Consider the following 22,137-nt stretch of genomic DNA (forward strand, 5'->3'; position numbering starts at 1 on the left):
ATCCCTTCCCGAACTCAGAAGTGAAACCTCTTAGCGCTGATGGTAGTGTGGGGTTACCCATGTGAGAGTAAGTCATCGCCAGCTCATTATTCAAAATCCCCCAAGCAAAAGCTAGGGGGATTTTTTTATGGGCGTAATTTCTAGTTTCTACATCTACGACTTAGATAGTGCTTTTTAGGTTTTATGACACAATTTTTACATTTATTTGCAAATTTGTGTGGTAGAAGTTGTCATTTAAGCCTGTCTTAAAAATTGCAATGATGAAGCTTTTATTTCACTGTTTTGTAATATAAAAATTTTAAAAAATAGAATAAGTTTCCACTAATTGTAAGATTTATAACTAAATTTTCTGCTCTGAAATTGAGCTTTATTGCTAAATCAAATCTGATTTTTAAGAAAAATTTATCATTTAGACCTTTTATCCATAGACAAAAAATGAATAATCATTCATTTTATAGACAAAAGTGAATGATTGTTCATTTTTTCATATTAAGAATAAAATCTCACAATTGGAGGTGAGGATTAATGACAGCAACAACAATGAATGTGAATGCTGTAGTGGACAAGGCGAAGTTCAAACCTTTTCATTTAAACGTCGTACTCTGGTGTTTATTTGTAGTCATCTTTGACGGTTATGACCTGGCGATTAATGGCGTAGCCCTACCACTACTGATGCAAGAATGGAATATGACTGCTGTGCAAGCAGGCATGTTGGCCAGTACTGCCCTGGCCGGAATGATGTTCGGTGCCATGTTTTTTGGCATGCTGGCTGATAAGATTGGCCGTAAAAATGTCATTTTAATTTGTGTGACCTTATTTAGCGGTTTTACCTTCTGGGGCGGTTTCGCATCTAACCCGACTGAATTCGGAATTTTGCGCTTTATTGCCGGTTTAGGAATTGGCGGAGTATTACCGAATCTGGTGGCCTTAACCTCTGAATATGCACCACAGAAACTGCGCAGTACCTTGGTGACCACCATGTTTAGTGGGTATGCGGTCGGCGGTATTATGGCTGCGTTACTGGGTGCCTGGTTAACTCCAAGTTTTGGCTGGGAAATCATGTTCTATATCGCGGGTATTCCACTGTTACTGTTACCGATCTTGTGGAAGTTTTTACCTGAATCATTGACCTTTTTAGTGAAAAAACAGCAGGATGAAAAAGCGCGCCAGATTATCCAGAAAATCACGCCAGAAGAAAAAGTCAGTGCGCAGACTCAACTGGTCTTAAATGAAGTACAGGTGCCGGATGCCTCTATTGCCGTCTTATTTAAGCAAAACCGTGGCATGAGTACCTTATTGTTCTGGTGCTGCTTCTTTATGTGTTTATTGATGGTCTATGCACTGGGCAGCTGGTTACCAAAACTAATGATGGCCGCTGGTTACTCGCTGGGTAGCAGCCTGATGTTCCTGATGTCGATGAATATTGGCGCAGTAATTGGCACCATTGGCGGCGGGATTCTGGCAGACCGTTTCCATTTAAAACCGGTGATTATTGGCATGTTCCTGATGGGGGCTGTGGCGCTGGTTGGATTAGGCTTTAACTCGCCACAACCGGTGATTTACCTACTGGTGGCGCTGGCTGGGGCTTCCGCAATTGGCAGTAGTATTCTGCTATACAGCTTTGTGGCGCAGTATTATCCACTAGCGGTGCGCTCAACCGGGATTGGTTGTGCCTCTGCGGTCGGCCGTGTAGGTGCAATTGTCGGCCCGATTATTATCGGGGTGCTATTGGGTATGGAATTACCGCATAAACTGAATTTCTTGGCGGTGGCGATTCCAGCGGTGATTGGTGCAATTGCAGTTGCCCTGATTCGCATCCAGAAAGCCTCAGAGCCGGTTACTGAAACACCACCGGTGGTGTCTAAGGCCAGTCGCTCTTATAGCTAAACTGATGTAATTCATCTAAACCAACAAAAAGCCTCAGTAGAGGCTTTTTGTTTAAAGGGAAAAAGATGTTTTGTTGTTTTAGAAATGTGCTTCCAGCCCGAGATAAGGACCTTTAAAATCCAGCTGGAGATTACGTTCATCACCTTCGTTTAGCTCCACATCTAGAATGCGGTAACCGGCTTTCAGGCCGACATCGATCAGTAAATTATCAATAAAATTATATTTCAGTTCTGCCTGCGCATCGCTAATGACAGTATCATCAAACTTGGCATAGCTGGCTTCGGCTTTGGCACTTAAACCGGTAAAAGGTAGTTTCACCCCGGCTTCGGCATACAGCATTGGCAAGGTTTCACTGACCTGTTCCACTTCGGTTAAATTCTGCTGCACGGTACCGTCCAGCACCTTGGCACCCACACCAATATCGGCACTGACAATATTGTCCAGAATTTCGTAATAGACAATGAAGTCGGAATAATCGAGGTCGATCCGCTCCATCTTTTCATTCAGAACTTCACGTTCTGATTCTGCCTCAAGTGTGCTGTGCTTGATTTTGACATTCGGCAATAACGGTACTGGATGTTCAACCGCCAAGGCAAAAGACAAACTGGAGTCATCTTTCATCTCGGGCTGGCCCAAGGCGCTCGATAAGTCACTGTCATAATGCCAGTAATCGACGCTACCTTTAACACCAATAATATCGGCCTGCGCGGCGCTAAAACAGCCAAGACCGAGGATGAAACACAATGCTGGACGTGTACGCATAAAAATCCCTGTAGAGCTTGTATATTCTCAGAATAAATTTATTGTGGAGGATGGAACCGGGAAACATCTCGGCGCATCATATCGGGAATTGGTATAAATTGTATTGACGTATCATGCAAAAAATAGAGGACCTGCACATGGCTACGCACACTGATCATCCGCACGATTATCCTTTATATCTGGCTGGACAGCCGCATGTGACCGGCCAGTGGCTAGAGGTCGAAGATAAGTATCTGCAGCGCTGTTATGCACGTGTGGCGCTGGCCGATGCAGAGACGCTGGAGCAGGCGATTCAGGCCGCAGTCCAGGCGGAAGCGGCGATGGCGGCATTAAAACCGTTTCAGAAACAGAAAATCCTGCTGCATTGTGTGCAGCGTTTTCAGGAATGCCGGGCCGAGCTCACCGAACTGCTGATTATTGAAGGCGGTAAACCGAAAAGGGCTGCCGCTGCTGAAGTAGAGCGCTTAATCAATACCTTTCAACTGGCTGCGGATGCAGTAACCCAGATGGATCAGGGCCGGATGATGCCATTGGCAGTAACTGCCGCGGCTTGCAGTTATCAGGGCATCAGTAAACAGGTACCGATTGGCGCGGTATCGCTGATCAGTCCATTTAATTTTCCTCTGAATTTAACTGCCCATAAAATTGCACCCGCGATTGCTGCCGGCTGTCCCTTTGTTTTAAAACCGGCCAGTCTAACCCCGATTTCTGCCTTAAAAATTGCCGAGATTCTGGCGGAAACCGATTTGCCGGCTGGGGCCTTTTCGGTATTGCCCTGTCCGCGTGAGCAGGCCGATGTGCTGGTCACCGATGACCGCTTTAAACTGCTGAGCTTTACCGGTTCTGATGTGGTGGGCTGGGATATGAAAGCGCGTGCCGGACGTAAAAAGGTCACGCTGGAGCTGGGCGGCAATGCTGCCGTGATGATTGAGGCCGATACCGAGGTCAATGATGCGCTGGTTGACCGGTTAATTGGCGGTGCCTATAACCATGCCGGACAGGTGTGTATTAGTGTGCAGCGTATTCTGGTGCATCGCGCGATTTACACACAGCTTAAAGATAAACTGGTCAGCCGTTTGCAGTCATTACGGGCGGCTGATCCGCGTCTGGACAGCGCTTTGGTTGGGCCGATGATTAAAGAGAACGAAGCCGTGCGCCTGAAAAAATGGCTGGATCAGGCCGTAGCAGAAGGCGCGACGGTATTGGTGGGCGGCGAACAGCAGGGGGTGATGTTCGAGCCGACATTGCTGGAGCAGGTTTCGCCAACATCGGAAATTTACCAGAATGAAGCTTTTGGTCCGGTGGCTATTCTGGAGCCGTATGAACAGTTTGAGCAGGGCATTGAACGGATTAACCAGAGCCGCTTTGGTTTGCAGGCCGGGGTCTATACTCAGAATCTGCAGCAGATGCTGTATGCCTGGGACCAGCTGCATGTTGGCGGGGTGATTATTAACGATATTCCATCATTCCGGGTCGATAACATGCCGTATGGCGGGGTCAAGGATTCGGGTCTGGGCCGCGAGGGAATTCAATCGGCAATTCGTGATATGCAGGAAGAACGTTTGCTGGTGATCCATCAACCGGGTTGATCGCTGGGAGATGCATCAAGGGCAATATTGAACTTGATGCATCCTTATCTATAGATCACGGCAATCTATTGATGAAATACAGTATCCGAAGAAAGCAGTGCGGGTAGGTGATAGGCATTTTATATCATCGGGTATAAATGACCGTTTAAAGGATAGCAATTGAGTTTTCAGTTTTACTTCATAATTTATTCCAAAAAGTTTGGTAATTCATAACCAAAATTGTACAATAAATAAGCTGATTAATTGAGCGGTTGAATCAGGATAGATTATAAAAACCCAAGATTTGGAGCAGAAATTACAGAATAATTTTTTAAAAGTGAGTATTGTTGAACCATATAAAAGGGAGTCTTCACGATGCACTTTAAGCAAGTTTTCGTCATCCACTCCCTGTTTGTCATTTAGAAACCAGTACCCAAAAGGTCAAGGCTAAATCAAACACTCAAGATTAATATTGCATGGTGCTTTTTTGCTTGCGAGAAAACCACATAAAAAGCAGTGAAAAAAGCATCTAGGTTTAGGTGTTTTATGTCAGGAAATCGTGAAAACTGGTCCGCGCGATCAGGCTTTATTATTGCAGCGATTGGTTCAGCTGTAGGCTTGGGGAATATTTGGCGTTTTCCCTATGTGGCTTACGAAAATGGTGGTGGTGCCTTCCTGGTGCCGTATCTGGTGGCAATTTTTGCTGCCGGTTTGCCGTTATTATATTTAGATTACGCGGTCGGGCATAAGTTCCGTAAAGCGCCGCCACTGGCGTATAAAAAGCTCATGAACAGCGAGTCCTTGGGCTGGTGGCAGGTGATGGTGACCTTGGTCATCGGGATTTACTATGCCAGCGTTCTGTCCTGGGCCGGTAGTTATATGTACTACGCAATTGGCCAGAAATGGGGGGCAGACACCCAGGCCTTCTTCTTTAATTCCTATTTGCAAAATGGCGAAGGGCTGGCCTTGGGCTTTGTACCGACCTTATTCTTCGGTCTGGTGATTGTCTGGGCGGTGGTGATGTTCATTCTCTACGGTGGTGTACGTCGTGGTGTGGAACTGGCCAATAAAATCTTTATGCCGTTACTGGTGGTACTGTTCACGATTCTGGTGATTCAGGCGATCCGTTTACCGGGTGCAACCGCAGGTTTAAATGCCTTCTTTACCCCGAACTGGGAAGCGATGGGCAACTATAAAGTCTGGCTGGCCGCATTTGGTCATATCTTCTTCTCGCTGTCTGTTGGCTTCGGGATCATGCTGACCTATGCCTCGTATTTAAAGCGTAAAACCAATATGACTGGTTCCGGTGCGGTGGTTGCGCTGGCCAACTCATCTTTTGAAATTCTGGCCGGTATCGGGGTATTTGCGGCTTTGGGCTTTATGGCGTTCAGCTCAGGCTCAACCGTGGAAGAAGTGGTATCTGGCGGTATTGGTCTGGCTTTTATTGCCTTCCCGAAAATTATTTCCAGCATGGGCGCAGGCGGCGACTTATTTGGCTTCCTGTTCTTTGCCTCGTTGACCGTTGCCGGGATTACTTCCATGGTCAGTATTCTAGAAGTGCCGATTTCAGCTTTCCAGGACAAGTTAGGCTGGTCACGTAAAAAATCGGTCAGCATTATTGCCGGTGGTTCTGCCATTGTTTCGACCCTGATTTTCTCGACCCATAGTGCGATTACCTTTGTCGACATCATTGACTACTTTGCCAATAATATTGGTATTGTTGGCGGTGGTTTACTGTCGATTATTCTGGTGTCGTGGTTCCGTCGTCCGTTATTGTCGCAGTTACAGGCGCATATCAACCAGTACTCTAGTATTAAACTGGGTGCCGGCTGGAACTTCCTGTTAACCGTGATTACTCCATTATCATTACTGGTGGCTTTAGGCTTAACTATCAAGTCGATTGTTGCAGAAGGTTATGGCGGTTATCCGGCTGAAATCTTATGGCTGGTGGGTGGCGGTACGCTGGCCCTGTTTATTGTGGGTGCCATTGTACTGAGCTGTCTGAAAGACAAAGTCCCGGAAGAGGAGAACTAAGATGAATACTGAAGCAATTATCATGATGATCATCTCGACTGTCCTGCTCTGGGGCGGTTTAATCTTGGCCATGATTCATCTGAGCAAACATCCAGATGAACCAGAGGATTAAGTCTGTGGTACATGCATGTGCAGACTAAGCTGCTGTAGAATAAAAAAAGGAACCACCTGAGGGTTCCTTTTTTTATCGTCTAGATTTTTTCGATCCGGCAATAATAGAAGCCATCGCCGCGTCCGGCTTCCGGTAACAGCTGGCGGCCATACTGCTGTTCGACACCATAGTCTGTGACAATTTTAATTTCTTTGGCATCGGCATGCTGGGCAAAGAACTGCTGCATCTGCTGTTCATTTTCTGCTTTTAAAATGGAACAGGTGATATACAGCAAGGTGCCGCCGACTTTTAGCTGGGACCACATCTGTTCCAGAATCTGCTGCTGCAGCTCGACAGTTTGCTGAATGTCAGCGGACTGGCGTAACAGGCGAATATCCGGATGACGGCGCATCACCCCAATGGCAGAGCAGGGTGCATCCAGCACAATACAATCGACCGGTTCGGTTGCGGTCCAGCGCGTAGCATCTGCCGCCAGAATTTCGACCTGCTGCGTATCGGTCAGTTGCAGGCGCTCCAGATTTTCCGTGACCCGTAGCAGGCGTTTCGGGTCCTGATCCAGTGCCACCAAAGTGGCCGGACTAAATTTTTCCAGAATATGTGCGGTTTTTCCGCCCGGGGCTGCACAGGCATCAATCACCACTTTGCCATTTAAATCTGGCAGTAACTGCGCACAAAGCTGGGCATGTTCATCCTGTACCGAGAACCAGCCGGCATCAAAGCCCGGCAGCTCCGGAATCTGCACCGCCTGTTCCAGAATAATCGCCACATCGGAACGCTCGCCCGGACGTGCCTGAATACCGGCGCCCAGCAGTTTATTCAGATAGGCTTCACGGCTAATCTTGCGCTGATTGACCCTTAAAGTCAGTGGTGCTGTCTGTTTCAGGTCCTGGGTCAGTTGCTCCAGCTGTTCCGGCCAGTCTTTTTTCAGACGTTTAAACAGCCAGCTGGGTAAACCATGCGCCGCTTGCAGCGTCTGCTCAAAGACCGATGTTTCACGTGAAACACGACGCAGGATGGCATTGACCACACCACTGAGCGCCTGAAAGCCTAACTGCTTGGTGGCAGTCACGGTTTCTGAAATAGCCGCATGGTCGGCAATACGGGTACATAAAATCTGATACAGCCCGACATAGAGACAGGTTTCGACGGTTTCATTGTTCAGCGGTTTGACCAGCAAAGGCAGGGTAATGCTTTTCAGGCCATACCATTGACGTAAGGTGCCCAAGACCAGTTCGTGATACAGCGCCCGGTCACGCTCGGCGACCTTGGTCAGATGCAGCGGTAAAATACTGGCCAGAGATTGGCCCTGCTGGACGGCCAATAAAGTACGAATCACTTGGGCGCGTAAGTTCAGATGTGACTGACCGGATGGATGTTGATTCATGCCAGCACCTGCCCAATACTTAATTTCTGGGTTTGTGCAATCTGGACCGGATTCAGCGCTTTACCACCCGGCCATTGCAGGCTGGTCAGACAGATGGCTTTGCCATCGCCACAGGCCACATGCACGCCCTGTTTATCTAGTGCCAGAATGGTCCCCGCCGACTGGCCATTGACCGCTTCATTCGACAGCACAGATCCCCAGACCCGTAAATTACTTTGCTCATCCAGCGGAATAAACGCCACCGGCCACGGGTTAAAGGCGCGAATATTGCGGTCAATTGTTACAGCATCCTGAGACCAGTCAATTTTCGCTTCGGCTTTAGACAGCTTGTGGGCATATACCGTTAAAGCTTCATCCTGTACTTCGCGCTGTTCCAGATACTGTTGTAAAGTCTGCTCCGAAGCCAGTACCGCCACAATCGCCTCCGCACCCTGAATGGCCAGTTTGTCATGCAGGCTGGCAGAGGTATCTTCAGCTGTAATCGGGCACAGGGTTTTATACATCATATCGCCGGTATCCAGCCCGGCCGCCATCTTCATAATGGTCACGCCGGTTTCAGCATCACCGGTGGCAATGGCGCGTTGAATGGGCGCCGCTCCTCGCCAGCGTGGCAGCAGCGAACCATGAATATTCAGGCAGCCATATTTGGGTGTATCCAGCACCACTTGTGGCAAAATCAGGCCATAGGCCGCCACCACCATTACATCGGCATTCAGGGCTTTTAGTTCTGCCTGCGCAGCCAGACCTTCTTCCGTGGATGATTTAAAATGTAACGGTTGATATACCGGAAGATCATGTGCCAGCGCCAGTTGTTTCACGGCAGAGGCCGTAAGTTTTTGTCCGCGGCCTGCTTTGCGGTCAGGTTGAGTATAGACCGCCACAATTTCATGCTCGGTTTTTAATAAGGCATCGAGCGCTACAGCTGCAAATTCTGGTGTTCCCGCAAAGATAATTTTCACACATGAGATTCCATATAAACTTGCCCCACATTATATGCGAAAAGCCTTTTTAAGCCTAAATTGTCATGTAAATAGAGATTGCATCTTCATGAGTTCGGCTGGGTGTTGTTCTTTGCAAACAAAATTTTATTTAAAAAATTAATATCAATAAATTTTGTTTATATAAAAGGTAAAAATTATTCATGAAAATGCTGGAGCTAATGCTTTATGATCAAATCATATCGGCTCCGTAGGCGAGTCTCCCCAGTTTTCATCAGTTGAAAGATCGCAGAATAAAAGGTTCAAAAGACCCGATCACCCAGCACGCTGACAGATTGAGCTGTAGTATGATGTGACGAAATTTCAACTGATAACCTGAAGATCAGTACATTTTAGCCAGAGATGGGGATTCACCCTCTCAAGCACAACTCGTTGGAAATACACATGCCTGACTATCGTTCAAAAACATCGACACACGGAAGAAATATGGCGGGCGCACGTGGCTTATGGCGTGCGACCGGGATGAAAGATGAAGATTTTGGCAAGCCGATTATTGCGGTGGTCAACTCTTTTACCCAGTTTGTACCGGGTCACGTGCATCTAAAAGACCTTGGTCAGCTGGTGGCACGTCAAATTGAAGCGTCAGGTGGTGTAGCCAAAGAATTCAATACCATTGCAGTCGATGACGGCATCGCCATGGGTCATGACGGTATGCTGTATTCCTTGCCATCACGTGACCTGATTGCTGACTCGGTGGAATATATGGTCAGCGCGCACTGTGCCGATGCCATGGTGTGTATCTCCAACTGTGACAAAATCACCCCGGGCATGTTAATGGCCGCAATGCGTCTGAATATTCCGGTGGTGTTCGTGTCCGGCGGTCCAATGGAAGCAGGTAAAGTCAAAATCCGTGGTAATGAAAAAGCCATCGACCTGATTGATGCCATGATTGTCGCCGCAGATGACAACTTCACCGATGAAGAAGTGGCGGAATATGAACGTTCAGCCTGTCCAACCTGTGGTTCATGTTCAGGCATGTTCACTGCCAACTCAATGAACTGCTTGACCGAAGCGCTCGGTTTATCTCTTCCAGGTAACGGTTCTACACTGGCGACGCACGCCAACCGTAAAAAACTGTTCGAACGTGCCGGTTCTTTAATTGTGGAACTGGCCAAACGTCACTATGAACAGGACGACTACAGCGTTCTGCCACGTTCAATTGCCACCAAAGCCTCGTATGAAAATGCCATGACGCTGGACATTGCCATGGGCGGTTCAACCAATACTGTATTGCACCTGTTGGCTGCGGCCAATGAAGCCGGTGTTGATTTCACCATGGATGACATCGACCGTTTATCGCGTAAAGTGCCGGTCCTGTGTAAAGTGGCTCCGGCGAAAAATGATGTACATATGGAAGATGTCCACCGTGCCGGCGGGATCATGGGTATTCTAGGCGAGCTGGATCGTGCCGGTTTGCTGGATACTTCTGTACCGACCGTACATGAAGCAACTTTAAAAGATGCCTTAGATAAATGGGACATCATCCGTACTGAAAACGAAGAGGTGTACACTTTCTTCAAATCGGCGCCAGGTGGCGTTCCGACCCAGACTGCATTCTCACAAGACCGTTATTATTCACGCCTTGATGGCGACCGTGAAAATGGTGTGATCCGTAATGCTGAACATGCCTTCTCTAAAGATGGTGGTCTGGCCGTGCTGTACGGCAACATCGCGCTGGATGGCTGTATCGTAAAAACTGCGGGTGTAGATGAATCCATCCTGAAATTTAATGGTACAGCTCGCGTATTTGAAAGCCAGGATGCCGCGGTGGAGGCGATTCTGGGCGGTAAAATCAGCGCCGGTGATGTGGTGGTGATTCGTTATGAAGGTCCACGTGGTGGTCCGGGTATGCAGGAAATGCTGTACCCAACCAGCTACCTGAAATCTAAAGGTTTGGGTAAAGACTGTGCCTTGCTAACCGATGGCCGTTTCTCGGGTGGTTCATCTGGCCTGTCGATTGGTCACGTCTCTCCGGAAGCGGCTGAAGGTGGTGCGATTGGTCTGGTCGAAGATGGCGACCGCATTGAAATTGATATTCCAAACCGTAGCATTCACCTGGCGGTTGATGATGCAACCATGGCAGCGCGCCGTGAAGCACAGGAAGCCAAAGGCTGGCAGCCGGCTGAGGAACGTCCACGCAAGATTTCTAAAGCATTGAAAGCTTATGCGATGCACACTACAAGTGCTGCAAAAGGTGCGGTACGTGAAATCTAAGCTGTAAATTTTTATAGCGCGAAAAAGCACTCCAGATGGGAGTGCTTTTTTATTCCTTAGCGATTTAAACTTAAGTAAAACACCTAAACTTTCAATAAAATCAATGGAGAGAGGGCTTTAGATACTTAAAACCGATAAAGTATTAAAAAAAGTATGTGTATACTAAAGCGACAGTATCAATGCAAAAGTGATTACACGCATGTCCATGAAATTTATTAGCCGCTTTGTGGCAATTTTAGCGCTCATTATGATTTTAGCTGCACTGAGCATTCAATTTTTCTTTGATCCACATTATACCGTCGTCTTTTGGATCTTAGCTGTTCCTGTGATTTTGGCGGCTCCGATTCTGGCATCTGTGGTGTTGGCTTCCAATGAAGAACTTGGTCTGCATCAGGTGAATTAAGTACGCCTACACTAAAAATTTATAAGTAATTGATTTTAAATAGTGTAAAGATGAATCTAATCAGAAATCATCCCATGACTGATTTACAGTCTCAGTAAAAGGCCCGGCTTGAAAAGACCGGGTCTTTTATTATGTATGGCAACTTCGTACTTCAAATACTCATCTAAGAAAATAAAAAATAACTGAGTCAGATACACAGAGTCTTACTTTTATGTCGAGATTGCTTTCTATACAATCGGATAAAACCTAGCCAATATTTAGGCTTCTCAAAAATTACACTCAGGACGAATAAAATGAGTAAAGACAATATCCGAGAACATTCCGCGCCTGTTTATGAAGGCATTGAAAATGCACCGGCACGTTCCATGATGCGCGCCACCGGCTTTCAGGATGAGGATTTTACGCGTCCTTTTATCGGGATTGCCTCAACCTGGGCCAATGTCACGCCGTGTAATATGCATATTGATGGGCTGGCGCGTGAAGCCGAAGCCGGGGTCAATGCCGCTGGTGGTAAGGGGATTATCTTTAACACCATCACCATTTCTGACGGGATTTCAAACGGCACCGAGGGCATGAAATATTCGCTGCTAACCCGCGAAATTATTGCCGATTCGATTGAAGCCGTGGTCGGCTGTCAGGCCTATGATGGGGTGATTGCCATTGGCGGCTGCGATAAAAATATGCCGGGCTGTATTATGGGGCTGGCGCGCCTCAACCGTCCGGGGCTGTTTGTTTATGGTGGCACCATCAAGCCGGGCGCCGGCCATACCGACATGATTTCGGTATTTGAGGCGGTCGGGCAGCATGCCAAAGGCGAAATTAACGAAATTCAGGTCAAACAGATTGAAGAAGTGGCCTTGCCTGGACCGGGTTCCTGTGGCGGCATGTACACCGCTAACTCGATGGCCTCGGCGATTGAAGCCTTGGGCATGAGTTTGCCGGGTTCATCGGCACAGGAAGCGGTGTCTGAGGACAAGAAAATTGACTGTCAGCGTGCCGGTGAAGCGGTAATGAACCTGCTGCGTCTGGACATTAAACCGCGCGACATTATGACCAAAGCCGCGTTTGAAAATGCCATTAAAGTGCTGATTGCTCTGGGCGGTTCGACCAATGGTGTGCTGCATTTACTGGCGATGGCGCATACGGCCGGGGTCGAGCTGAGTCTGGATGATTTTGTCCGCATTGGACAGGATATTCCGGTGGTGGCCGATGTACGTCCATCCGGTCAATACCTGATGTCTGAACTGATTGCGATTGGCGGGATTCAGCCGCTGATGAAACGGATGCTGGATGCCGGCATGCTCGATGGTTCCTGTCTGACCGTGACCGGTAAAACACTGGCCGAAAATCTGGCGGATGTTGAAGATTATCCGGAAGGCCAGCAGATTATCCTGCCATTTGATGCACCGGTGAAAAAAGATTCACATCTGGTGATTTTAAAAGGCAACCTGTCGCCAACCGGTGCGGTGGCAAAAATTACCGGTAAAGAAGGGCTGTATTTTGAAGGTCCGGCACGGGTGTTTGAAGGTGAAATAGGTGCCATGCGCGGTATTCTCGACGGTCAGGTGCAGCCGGGCGAAGTGGTGGTAATTCGCGGTGTTGGTCCAAAAGGCGGACCGGGCATGCCTGAAATGCTAAAACCGACCTCAGCGATTATTGGTAAAGGCCTGGGCGATGCTGTGGCCCTGATTACCGATGGCCGTTTCTCTGGCGGCAGTCATGGCTTTGTGATTGGCCATGTGACCCCGGAAGCCTATGAAGGTGGGCCAATTGGTTTGGTGAAAAATGGCGATAAAATCTCCATCAATGCCGAAACCCGTGAAATGACCTGGCATGTGTCTGAACAGGAAATTGCCGCGCGTCAGGCGGCCTGGGTCAAGCCAAAACCAAATTATACGCATGGTGCACTGGCCAAATTTGCCCGACTGACCTCAGGGGCAGAGACTGGCGCCGTGACCGATTTAAATTTGGATGTGTAATTGATCATTTAAGATCAAATTGTTATAAACCGGTGTAGTATCTTTTATTCCGCCGTTTAATCCTTTAGAGGCTCAGCTCATGTCACTGTTACGCCGTTGGTTTGATCCAATCCGATCGAGTTGGTTTTATCAAAAACCGTCTCGTCAAGCGGTGTTACCGATTGAGCAGGGCCTCAGTATTCATCTGCGTTTAGATGATGTGTATAGCTATCTGGCAGTGCAGGAACTGCCACAGCTTGAAGAAATTCTCTCCGATGCCTTAAAGCCGTTAAAGGTAATTATTTCCAGTGGCAGTGCAGAGCCGCCGAACCAGATGTCGGCGCTGGAATGGCAGAACTATTGCCTGAATGATGCACAGATCCTGTCCAAGCAGCACCGTTTCAGTTTTCATGACACGCCTGAGCAACCAACCCCGGAAGCCTTGGCACAAGCTGAGACCATCTTGCGGCATACGCCTTTGCGTGGTCAGGATTTTCTGTATTTGCTCGAAGATGTATTCCATATGCTCTGGCAAAAACAGTATGGCAAATTGCGCACCCTGTATGCCATGGCCAGCCGCCATCATCAGGAACAGCATTTTCCGGAACGGATCTTTAATCAGGACGCCATTCTTGCCAGCTATTTCGAGTTTGGTGGCCGTCAGTATCATGCGGTAGATGATTTGTTACGCCTGACCCGGCGCCTAAAACAGCAGAAGCTGCTGACCGGTAATCCGATTTTCTTGATCAATCATATTGAATGGCGCGAGCATTTAATTAATGATGCCGAAGCCTTAAATGAAATTCAGCGTATGGACCCGGAGCTGGATTTATATATTGCGCTGGAAGATCCGATTTCCTGGCTGCTGCTGGCCTATATTCAGGAAGAGCTGGCCAATTATTATAATATTCATTTGAATGTCTATCCGCTCAGTTATCAGGGCCGTGACCTGTTTGACTGGAGTCTGGCGACCCGTTTATCCAAACGCACCGAAGTCGCGTTTACCCCGTTTTGCCGGCCGACCCAGGATGCCACCTATCAGATGGCGCGACTGTTTTATAGCGTGCCGGAAGAGCAGCGCATGCAGGCCATTCACCGAATTTTGCAGGCGGTGTGGACCCAGGGCAAAGACCTGTCTTTTAAAGCCCATTTCGAGCAGTTACGCCGTGAGCTGAACATTGTTGAACTGAGCAGTGCCGATATTGAACAGTATCTTAAAGACAATGACATGCTCTGTGAAATGAAGTCTCAGCCGAATTTACCGGTGCTGGAGCTGCGGATTGACGGGCAAAGTTATGTGTTTAATAGCCTTTATCGCGTCTGGATGATTGAAAGTATTTTCAGTAATGTGTTAGAAGAAAAGTACAAAAGTGAAAACGAAGCTGAAAATGACATCTTACAACATGAAAAAAGAGAAAGTTGAGTCGCTGGAACAGGCTCGCGCACAGATTGATGTGATTGATAGTGCTTTGGTGGAGCTGATTGCAGCGCGTCAATATTATGTTGATCAGACCACCCGTTTTAAAAAATCAGAAACCGATATGCAGACCCCGGAACGCCAGGCCCAGATTCTGGAGCGTTTGCGTAGCCAGGCCACCAGCTTGGGGCTCGATGCTCAGCTAATTGAACAGCTGTACCAGACCATGTTCCAGCACTTTATTCAGCGTGAACTGAAACAGTTTAGACCTTAAAACCGATAACAATTAAAAACGCGCTGGCACTCTGTTTTTATCACAGTAGGCCGGAATGATCTTCCTGGTGTGGCCAGCGCTTTATTTACTTGTCTTTAATCGTCAGCCAGAACCATAGAAATCCGCACTCGGCAGGTGAGATGAATCTGAGCTGCTGTTTCGCTTCAAGATTGAGATTGGTTGAAAAACAAACGAATCATCTAGCTTTAATTTAAAAATAAACCGATGGCGGCGTTCTGCGCAAAGCTAGAGCCCGGCAGGCTTTGCGCGCGTCTATAGTTTCTTGGTAAACTAAATATATTGATTTTATTACATATTTTAACACGATAAATTTGACTTAATTGAAAATGTATATATATTGTATATACATCTTTTTGTTAAAGCGTCTTTATTTTGGAGTGAAGCAATGAGCGAGCAAATCAAAAAAATAAAGACAGGCAAAAAAGATGGACAACTTTTAATTCGTATTAATAGTGCTGAACGCGATGAATTTATTCATCTGTGTGAAGAACTGGATACTAGTGCTGCTCGTGAATTAAGAAAATTTATTCGTAGCTTTGTGAAACAGCACAAGCGCGAATAGCCTTACTAGGGAGTAATACCATGGCGAAGCAAGTTAAATCGTTAAAGCAAAAAATCAAAGCACGTTTGAAAAAGATTTCAAAACATCAGGGCAAATTGAAACAGCTGCAAAAAGCCCTGAAAAAGCAAAAATAATTTAATTTTGCCTTGAAACCTGACTGCTAGCGTTTAGGTTTCAGATAAAAAAACCGAAGCCGGTACTGATCATACCGGCTTCGGTTTTTTTGTATATTAGTCAGGGCAGTTATGCTTTTTCTGATTTTTCGCCCAAGCTAAAGAACAGGTTCAGTAACAGTGCGGCAAAGGTTGCCGTACCAATACCACCTAGGTTAAAGCTGCCGAATTGCAGGGCAAAGTCACCGGTACCTAAAATAATGGTCACTGCCGCCACCATCAGGTTTTTGTTTTTTGAGAAGTCGACTTTGTTTTCAATCCAGATTTTGGCTCCAGCAATGGTAATCAGACCAAACACCACAATTGAGGCACCGGTTAAAATCGCGCTTGGAATGGTATGAATAATGGCACCAAACTTAGGCGATAAACCAAGGAAAATGGCAAACACACCGGCAACTGCAAAAATAATGGTCGAGTAGACACGCGTCACTGCCATCACGCCGATATTTTCACCATAGGTGGTCATGCCCGGCGCACCGACACCACCGGCTAAAGTGGTGGCTACACCATCGGCGACAAAGGCTTTACCAATGTGCGGGTCCAAGTTTTCACCGGTCATGGCACTCACGGCTTTAATATGACCGAGGTTTTCTGCCACCAGAATCAGCGCTACCGGGGCAATGATCAGCATGGCATTGACTTCAAATTCCGGACCATGGAAGGTTGGCAGGCCAAACCATGCCGCCTGCTGGATTGGGGCAAAGTTAATTGGCGTGCCATAACCCATGACATTACTGACAATAAAGTAAACCAGATAGGCCAGCAGCAGACCAACCAGGAGCAACAGGCGCTGTAACAGTCCTTTGGTAAATACCGCAATCGAACCCATACATAGAACTGTAACCAGCGCCATCCACATATTAAATGGATTACCAGCTACGCCTTTGACCGTGACCGGCGCCAGGTTCAGACCAATGATCATCACCACTGCACCGGTAACTACAGGCGGCATTAATTTTTCAATCCAGCGTGTGCCGGTGGCCATGACCAGAAAGCCGAGCAGGGCATATAAAATACCGCAGGCAATAATCCCGCCGGCTGCCACCGCAATATTCGGGTTGGGTCCGCCCGTGCCGGATGCGGCATAACCGGTCGCAGCAATTACCACCCCAATAAAGGCAAAGCTGGAACCTAAATAACTAGGAACGCGACCACCGGTCATAATAAAGAACAGGATGGTACAGATCCCGGACATCAGAATGGCCAGGTTCGGGTCAAAGCCCATCAGGAAAGGCGCAAGTACCGTCGCACCAAACATGGCAAACGCGTGCTGAACCCCCAGAACCACAGTTTGCACAGGTGGAAGATACTCATTGGTACCTACAGGACGTGCATCGATACTGCCTTGATACGGGCGCCATTTGGGAAACCAATTGGACATATTTTGAGCACTCTAAAGACAAATTGTGCCAATCATACTCCTGTTTTTTAAAAGATTTAATCGGAGATACAAAATTTTTGTTCAAATTAATTCTATGACTTTGCTTTGTTTTTTACCGCAGGGTAAAAATTTTTTAATATAAAAATAGTATGAAATCAGTAGATTAATTCATCGACTTTGGCTGGATGGAATGTATAAATAATAATTATTTTATTCATAAAAAAAGAAATGGCAGCTTTATGACTGCTTAAAAATACAGCACATGCAGAACATGTGCTGTATGTTTTTGCCAATTTGACTTAGCCGGTGTTGCGTAATCCGGCGGCAATACCGGCAATGGTGACCATTAAGGCATGATCTACCGGACTATGCTCGGCCTGCTGGCTGTTGAGATACTGGCGACGACGTTTCATCAGTTCGGCCTGCAGCAGATGCAGCGGCAGTAAATACGGTTTACGTACTTTCATCGACTGATCCAGTACATCATTGCTGCTGAGGAGCTGCGACTCACCTTTCAGTGCCAGCAAGGTCTGGACTGCATCTTTCAGGCGTTGACGCAGCTCGGCACCTAGGGCTTTCAGTTCTTCATCTTCAGTCAGATGCGCTTCATAGTAGAGCGCAATATGCCCATCGGCCTTGGACAGAACCATCTCCAGCATATCCACCAGGGTCTGGAAATAGGGCCATTCGCGCAGCATTTCTTCCAGCAGCCCCTGCTGGTCCTGGGCAATCACCTGGTTAATGGCCGCACCGGTGCCCAGCCAGGCCGGTAGCATCAGACGGATCTGGGTCCAGGCAAACACCCAGGGAATGGCACGTAGCGATTCAATGCCGCCGCTGACTTTACGCTTGGCCGGACGTGAACCAAGCGGCAGCATTTGCAGCTCTAGTTCCGGGGTCACGGTACGCAGGTATTTCACAAAATGCGGATTTTCCCGTACAGTCTGGCGATAGACCTGCACCGACAGGTCAGTCATGCTGTGCATTAACTGGCGCCATTCCTGTTTTGGTACCGGCGGTGGCAGCAAGGTCGCTTCCAGCGTCGCGGCGGTATAGATTTCCAGATTCTGTAAGGCAATTTCTTCCAGACCAAACTTGAAGCGGATCATTTCGCCCTGTTCGGTGACGCGAATCGCGCCGGAAATGGAACCTGGTGGTTGCGAGAACAGGGCCTGCTGGGTCGGTGCCCCGCCACGGCTGATAGAACCGCCACGGCCATGGAACAGGGTCAGCTGAACCCCGTGCTGCTGTGCCACAGCGGTCAGTTCTTCCTGGGCACGATACTGGGCCCAGTTGGCCGACATAAAGCCAGCATCTTTGGCCGAGTCGGAGTAGCCAATCATCACTTCATGTTTGCCCTGAATATGCTGCTTGTACCAGTGCATACTAAACAGGGTGTGCATGGTATTGGCTGCGCCGTCCAGATCTTTCAGGGTTTCAAACAGTGGCACCACGCGTAGCGGCGTTTGAATACCGGCTTCTTTTTGCAGCAATAACACCGCTAGCACATCACTTGGATATTCGGCCATGGAAATAATATAGGCACCCAGCGATTCTGATGGCTGTTCGGCCAGAGTCCGCATGGTGGCAAATACTTCCTGCACATCCGGATGTTCAATCAGGCTCTGTTTCGGTTCCTGCAGGTATTTAGGCAACAGCGGACGTTTGCTTTGCAGTTCCTGTAGCAGGAAATTCTGCCGCGCCTGTTCGGTCCAGGTTTCAAAATTGCCCAGTCCAAGATACTCGGTAATTGCCGAAATGGCCTGACGATGGCGACCAGATTCCTGACGGATATCCAGCTTGAGCAGTTCAATCCCGAAACAGTTGACCCGGCGAATGAAATCCAGCAGCTTGCCATTGGCAATTTCTGGCATGTTGCAGGCCATTAACGAGCGGTGACATAACAATAACGGGGTCAGCAGTTCCTGTTTGCTTTTAATCACCTGGCTGTCATCAGCATCCAGTCCTTGCAGCTTTTGCGCCAGCCAGTCACGGGTGGCGGTTAAACGCTGGCGGGTTTCGCGTAAATATTCACGATACGGTTCAGGATGCGGCGTACCAATCGCGGCCAGCAGCTCCGGACTGCATTGCTGGATCGACAGTTCCCAGCGCAAATCTTCAATATCGCGCAGGTACAAATCGGCAGCTTTCCAGCGCGAGAGCCACAGCACTTCCTGAGTCACCTGATGGGTCACATTCGGGTTGCCATCGCGGTCACCGCCCATCCAGGAAGCAAAGCGCAGCGGTGCAATTTCCAGCGGCAGCTGCTGGCCACACTGGGCCTGCACCATACTGTCCAGTTCCCGGATAAATTTAGGCACAGCATTCCACAGCGTCTGTTCAATGGTGGTAAAGCCCCATTTGGCTTCATCAATCGGGGTTGGACGATGCTGACGAATTTCATCGGTCTGCCAGGCCGAGCTGATCAGCTGTTTCAGCTCTTCCAGCACCGCCTGACGTTCACGCGGTGTCAGTTTCTGCTGGTCAAAAGCCGACAGGCAGGCATTGATGCCATCATATTTCTGAATGAGGGTGCGGCGGCTGACTTCGGTCGGATGCGCGGTTAAGACCAGTTCAATATTCAGCTCGCAGATCTGCTGGAACAAGGTCTCGGCAGAAATATCGTGCTGCTGGAATTTCTGAAACAGATGATCGAGTGGATTCGGGGAGGGTGCGCTGTCATCAAATTCGCTCTGGCGGCGGCTACGCACCACATGATACTGCTCGGCAATATTGGCAAAATTTAAAAAGTGGGTAAAGGCACGGGTCAGCGGCAGAATTTCTTCATCTTCCAGACTGGACAGCAGTTGTTCGAGTTGTTTTTCTGCTTCAATCTGGCCATCACGGGCGCCTTTGGCCAGCGCACGAATCTGTTCGACCTGATTAAACAAATCTTGTCCGGCGTGCTGTTTCAGGGTATCACCCAGTAAATTTCCCAGCAGACGCACATCTTCGCGTAATGGAGCAGCAATTTGTTGAATCATTTTTTTCCCTCTCCAGAGTTCCTGTTTTGACTATACCCGGAATTCGTGACAATCCAAGCCAAGATAAGGCGAAAGTCGGATAATTTTTATCCGGAAGCGCTGCAAAAAAGCCGGTTTTGTTCAAGGCTTAGGCAGCCGGTCACTCGGAGATGGCCTGCAGGAGCAGCTGGATACTGGACTGGATCAGCTGCTGCTGTTCCTCGGTGGCCGGAATCGGGCGGATGCCGAGCAAAATTTCATGATGGCGCTGACCGAGCAACAACGACAGCATCAACTGGATTAACTGTTCTAGCGGTCTGTTGGGGATGAACTCTAAATCAATGGCCTGCTGGAAAAAGTGCTGCCAGACCTGGTTCAGCTTTTGATGCGAGGCCTGATAAAACTGCTGTAACAGCGGACTTTGCTGTGAGGCCAAATCGAGCAGCAGATATTCCAGCTTGATGGCTTCGGGTAAATAGACAATTTCTAGGGACAGCGCACACAGCTGCGCCAGCGCCTGCTGGAAATTGCTGTCGGCACTGAGCTGCGGCGGACGCGCCATAATCAGGGCTTCACAGGTATCTTCAATGGCACAGGTAAACAAGGTGGCCTTGTCCTGAAAATGATTATAGACCGTCAGTTTGGTCACGCCGGCATCGCGGGCAATTTCATTCATGCTCGAACCATGATAGCCCTGCTTTAAAAACAAGGATTTAGCCGATTCCAGAATGCGCTGGCGTTTTTCGAGATCTTTGGGACGTCCGACGTTCATTTGCTGAAAATATCCTAAATAAAATAAAAACAGTCATTGTGTTTTGCTGTTTCTTGCAATTAATGTACTCATCGGTATATTAATTAAAAATTGATCATTTTTAATATATTGCTATTTTGCCTGAAAAACATCTGACAAATAAGAGTCAACCGCATGAGCACGATTAACACGGTAGTTCTCAGCCTGATCCTGGTGTGTAGCACCCTGGTCGGTTGTAGCAAGGACAGCGCCAGCACTGAACAGAATATTCCCTATGTGATGGTGGCCCAGCCCACCTCCAGTCATCAGGCACAAAAAAGCTATGCCGGTGAGGTGCAGGCGCGTCAGCAGACCGCGTTGGCTTTTCGGGTGGGCGGTCAGGTGGTGGAACGCTATGTCGATGTTGGCGATCAGGTCAAGGTCGGGCAGGTGCTGGCACGTTTAGATGTTAAAGATGCCCAGTTACAGCTGAATGCAGCGCGCGCCCAGCTCGACAGTGCCCAGTCGGCCGCCAAAATTGCCCAAGATGAACTGCAACGTTTTCAGCAGTTGTTGCCAATGAACGCCGTCAGCCGCTCGCAATACGATGCCATCGACAATCAGTACAAATCTGCTGTGGCAGCACTGAAACAGGCGCAGTCCAATTATGCGGTGGCGCAGAACCAGACCGTATATAACCGGCTGGTGGCCAATAAAAACGGGGTGATTACCGCACGCAATATTGAAGTGGGGCAGGTGGTGGCAGCCGGTCAGGCGGCGTATCAGCTGGCAATTTCCGGTGAACGTGAAGTGGTGATTGGCGTGCCGGAGCAGGCCATGAGCCAGATTAAAGTCGGTCAGCCGGCCACAGTCACCTTATGGTCACAGCCGGATCAGCGCTTTGAAGCCTATGTGCGGGAGATTTCACCGGCGGCCGATCAGTCACGTACTTTTAGTGTCAAGGTGGCGCTACGTGCTGCCAATCCGGCCATCCAGCTGGGACAAAGTGCGCGGGTGTTTTTAAATGGCAATGCACAGCAGCAGTTGACCGTGCCACTGTCCAGCATCTCGGCCAATGGCCAGCAGGCCTATGTCCTGGTGGTAGGCGCCAATCATCAGCTACGTAAAGTAGATGTGCAGCTGGGCGCCTATGGCCGTGACAGCGTACCGGTGCTGAGTGGTCTAAAGCCAACGGACTATGTGGTGGTGGGTGGGGTGCATCTGCTGCGCGATCAGCAAAAAATTCATCCGATTGACCGGGAAAACCGTGCCGTCAAGATTCAGGCAGGGGGTTAA

Annotated in this window: 17 protein-coding genes and 1 rRNA gene; 12 read left to right on the forward strand and 6 right to left on the reverse strand. The window is 48.5% G+C overall.

Going from position 1 to position 22,137, the window contains the following annotated elements:
• Both rrf and FTU86_RS08490 read left to right on the forward strand, forming a co-directional pair.
• Positions 1 to 84: ribosomal RNA gene (gene rrf / locus FTU86_RS08485) — 5S ribosomal RNA — on the forward strand; the annotation flags it as partial.
• A 441-nt stretch (positions 85 to 525) separates the two neighbouring features.
• Positions 526 to 1,887, forward strand: coding sequence for an aromatic acid/H+ symport family MFS transporter (locus FTU86_RS08490; protein ID WP_180048460.1), 1,362 nt, complete (start codon positions 526 to 528; stop codon positions 1,885 to 1,887).
• A gap of 78 nt (positions 1,888 to 1,965) precedes the next feature.
• Here FTU86_RS08490 and FTU86_RS08495 read toward each other — a convergent pair whose 3' ends face one another.
• Positions 1,966 to 2,649 (reverse strand): TIGR04219 family outer membrane beta-barrel protein, encoded by a 684-nt coding sequence (locus tag FTU86_RS08495; RefSeq protein WP_168369881.1) that lies wholly within the window; start codon positions 2,647 to 2,649, stop codon positions 1,966 to 1,968.
• A 137-nt stretch (positions 2,650 to 2,786) separates the two neighbouring features.
• Here FTU86_RS08495 and FTU86_RS08500 point away from each other — a divergent pair, with 137 nt between their 5' ends.
• The 3 genes from FTU86_RS08500 to FTU86_RS08510 all read left to right on the forward strand — a co-directional run bounded on the left by FTU86_RS08500 (position 2,787) and on the right by FTU86_RS08510 (position 6,363).
• Entirely contained in the window at positions 2,787 to 4,238 is a 1,452-nt protein-coding gene (locus tag FTU86_RS08500) for an aldehyde dehydrogenase family protein (protein ID WP_075174677.1), read from the forward strand.
• A 525-nt stretch (positions 4,239 to 4,763) separates the two neighbouring features.
• Positions 4,764 to 6,251: a sodium-dependent transporter gene (locus tag FTU86_RS08505; protein ID WP_016658905.1), complete on the forward strand. Its 1,488-nt coding sequence runs from the start codon at positions 4,764 to 4,766 to the stop codon at positions 6,249 to 6,251.
• A gap of 1 nt (position 6,252) precedes the next feature.
• On the forward strand, positions 6,253 to 6,363 hold the full coding sequence (locus tag FTU86_RS08510) for a methionine/alanine import family NSS transporter small subunit (protein WP_005181164.1): 111 nt from the start codon (positions 6,253 to 6,255) through the stop codon (positions 6,361 to 6,363).
• A 79-nt stretch (positions 6,364 to 6,442) separates the two neighbouring features.
• Here FTU86_RS08510 and rsmB read toward each other — a convergent pair whose 3' ends face one another.
• Positions 6,443 to 7,747, reverse strand: a complete 1,305-nt coding sequence (gene rsmB / locus FTU86_RS08515; RefSeq protein ID WP_163143347.1) for a 16S rRNA (cytosine(967)-C(5))-methyltransferase RsmB — start codon at positions 7,745 to 7,747, stop codon at positions 6,443 to 6,445.
• Positions 7,744 to 8,706 carry a methionyl-tRNA formyltransferase gene (gene fmt / locus FTU86_RS08520; RefSeq protein ID WP_016658903.1) on the reverse strand — a complete coding sequence of 321 codons (963 nt, stop codon included), beginning with the start codon at positions 8,704 to 8,706 and terminating at the stop codon, positions 7,744 to 7,746. Before fmt ends, rsmB begins: the two co-directional genes overlap by 4 nt.
• Before the next feature lie 423 nt (positions 8,707 to 9,129).
• On the opposite strand from fmt, the gene ilvD (FTU86_RS08525) reads away from it, so the two are divergent.
• The 6 genes from ilvD (FTU86_RS08525) to FTU86_RS08550 all read left to right on the forward strand — a co-directional run bounded on the left by ilvD (FTU86_RS08525) (position 9,130) and on the right by FTU86_RS08550 (position 15,594).
• On the forward strand, positions 9,130 to 10,959 hold the full coding sequence (gene ilvD / locus FTU86_RS08525; RefSeq protein ID WP_075174681.1) for a dihydroxy-acid dehydratase: 1,830 nt from the start codon (positions 9,130 to 9,132) through the stop codon (positions 10,957 to 10,959).
• 199 nt (positions 10,960 to 11,158) lie between these two features.
• Positions 11,159 to 11,362, forward strand: a complete 204-nt coding sequence (locus FTU86_RS08530; RefSeq protein WP_067731511.1) for a hypothetical protein — start codon at positions 11,159 to 11,161, stop codon at positions 11,360 to 11,362.
• A 293-nt stretch (positions 11,363 to 11,655) separates the two neighbouring features.
• Entirely contained in the window at positions 11,656 to 13,341 is a 1,686-nt protein-coding gene (ilvD, locus tag FTU86_RS08535; protein ID WP_005181175.1) for a dihydroxy-acid dehydratase, read from the forward strand.
• A 79-nt stretch (positions 13,342 to 13,420) separates the two neighbouring features.
• Entirely contained in the window at positions 13,421 to 14,743 is a 1,323-nt protein-coding gene (locus FTU86_RS08540) for a hypothetical protein (RefSeq protein WP_005181177.1), read from the forward strand.
• Positions 14,724 to 15,011, forward strand: a complete 288-nt coding sequence (locus tag FTU86_RS08545; RefSeq protein ID WP_075167674.1) for a chorismate mutase — start codon at positions 14,724 to 14,726, stop codon at positions 15,009 to 15,011. The genes FTU86_RS08540 and FTU86_RS08545 overlap by 20 nt, the downstream gene beginning before the upstream one ends.
• A gap of 406 nt (positions 15,012 to 15,417) precedes the next feature.
• Positions 15,418 to 15,594, forward strand: a complete 177-nt coding sequence (locus FTU86_RS08550) for a hypothetical protein (protein ID WP_005181183.1) — start codon at positions 15,418 to 15,420, stop codon at positions 15,592 to 15,594.
• Positions 15,595 to 15,837: 243 nt separating this feature from the next.
• Here FTU86_RS08550 and FTU86_RS08555 read toward each other — a convergent pair whose 3' ends face one another.
• From FTU86_RS08555 to FTU86_RS08565, 3 genes are all read right to left on the reverse strand, one after another.
• A complete protein-coding gene (locus FTU86_RS08555) occupies positions 15,838 to 17,148 on the reverse strand; it encodes a solute carrier family 23 protein (RefSeq protein WP_180048461.1) in 1,311 nt (436 codons plus the stop codon).
• Positions 17,149 to 17,447: 299 nt separating this feature from the next.
• On the reverse strand, positions 17,448 to 20,132 hold the full coding sequence (ppc, locus tag FTU86_RS08560) for a phosphoenolpyruvate carboxylase (RefSeq protein WP_104470723.1): 2,685 nt from the start codon (positions 20,130 to 20,132) through the stop codon (positions 17,448 to 17,450).
• Between the two features lie 139 nt (positions 20,133 to 20,271).
• Positions 20,272 to 20,883, reverse strand: coding sequence for a TetR/AcrR family transcriptional regulator (locus FTU86_RS08565; RefSeq protein ID WP_180048462.1), 612 nt, complete (start codon positions 20,881 to 20,883; stop codon positions 20,272 to 20,274).
• Positions 20,884 to 21,036: 153 nt separating this feature from the next.
• Here FTU86_RS08565 and FTU86_RS08570 point away from each other — a divergent pair, with 153 nt between their 5' ends.
• The gene (locus FTU86_RS08570; RefSeq protein ID WP_016658896.1) at positions 21,037 to 22,137 is read left to right on the forward strand and encodes an efflux RND transporter periplasmic adaptor subunit; all 1,101 of its coding nucleotides are present in this window, start codon (positions 21,037 to 21,039) and stop codon (positions 22,135 to 22,137) included.

It is taken from the genome of Acinetobacter sp. YH12155, assembly GCF_013418255.1.
Classification (GTDB): domain Bacteria; phylum Pseudomonadota; class Gammaproteobacteria; order Pseudomonadales; family Moraxellaceae; genus Acinetobacter; species Acinetobacter indicus.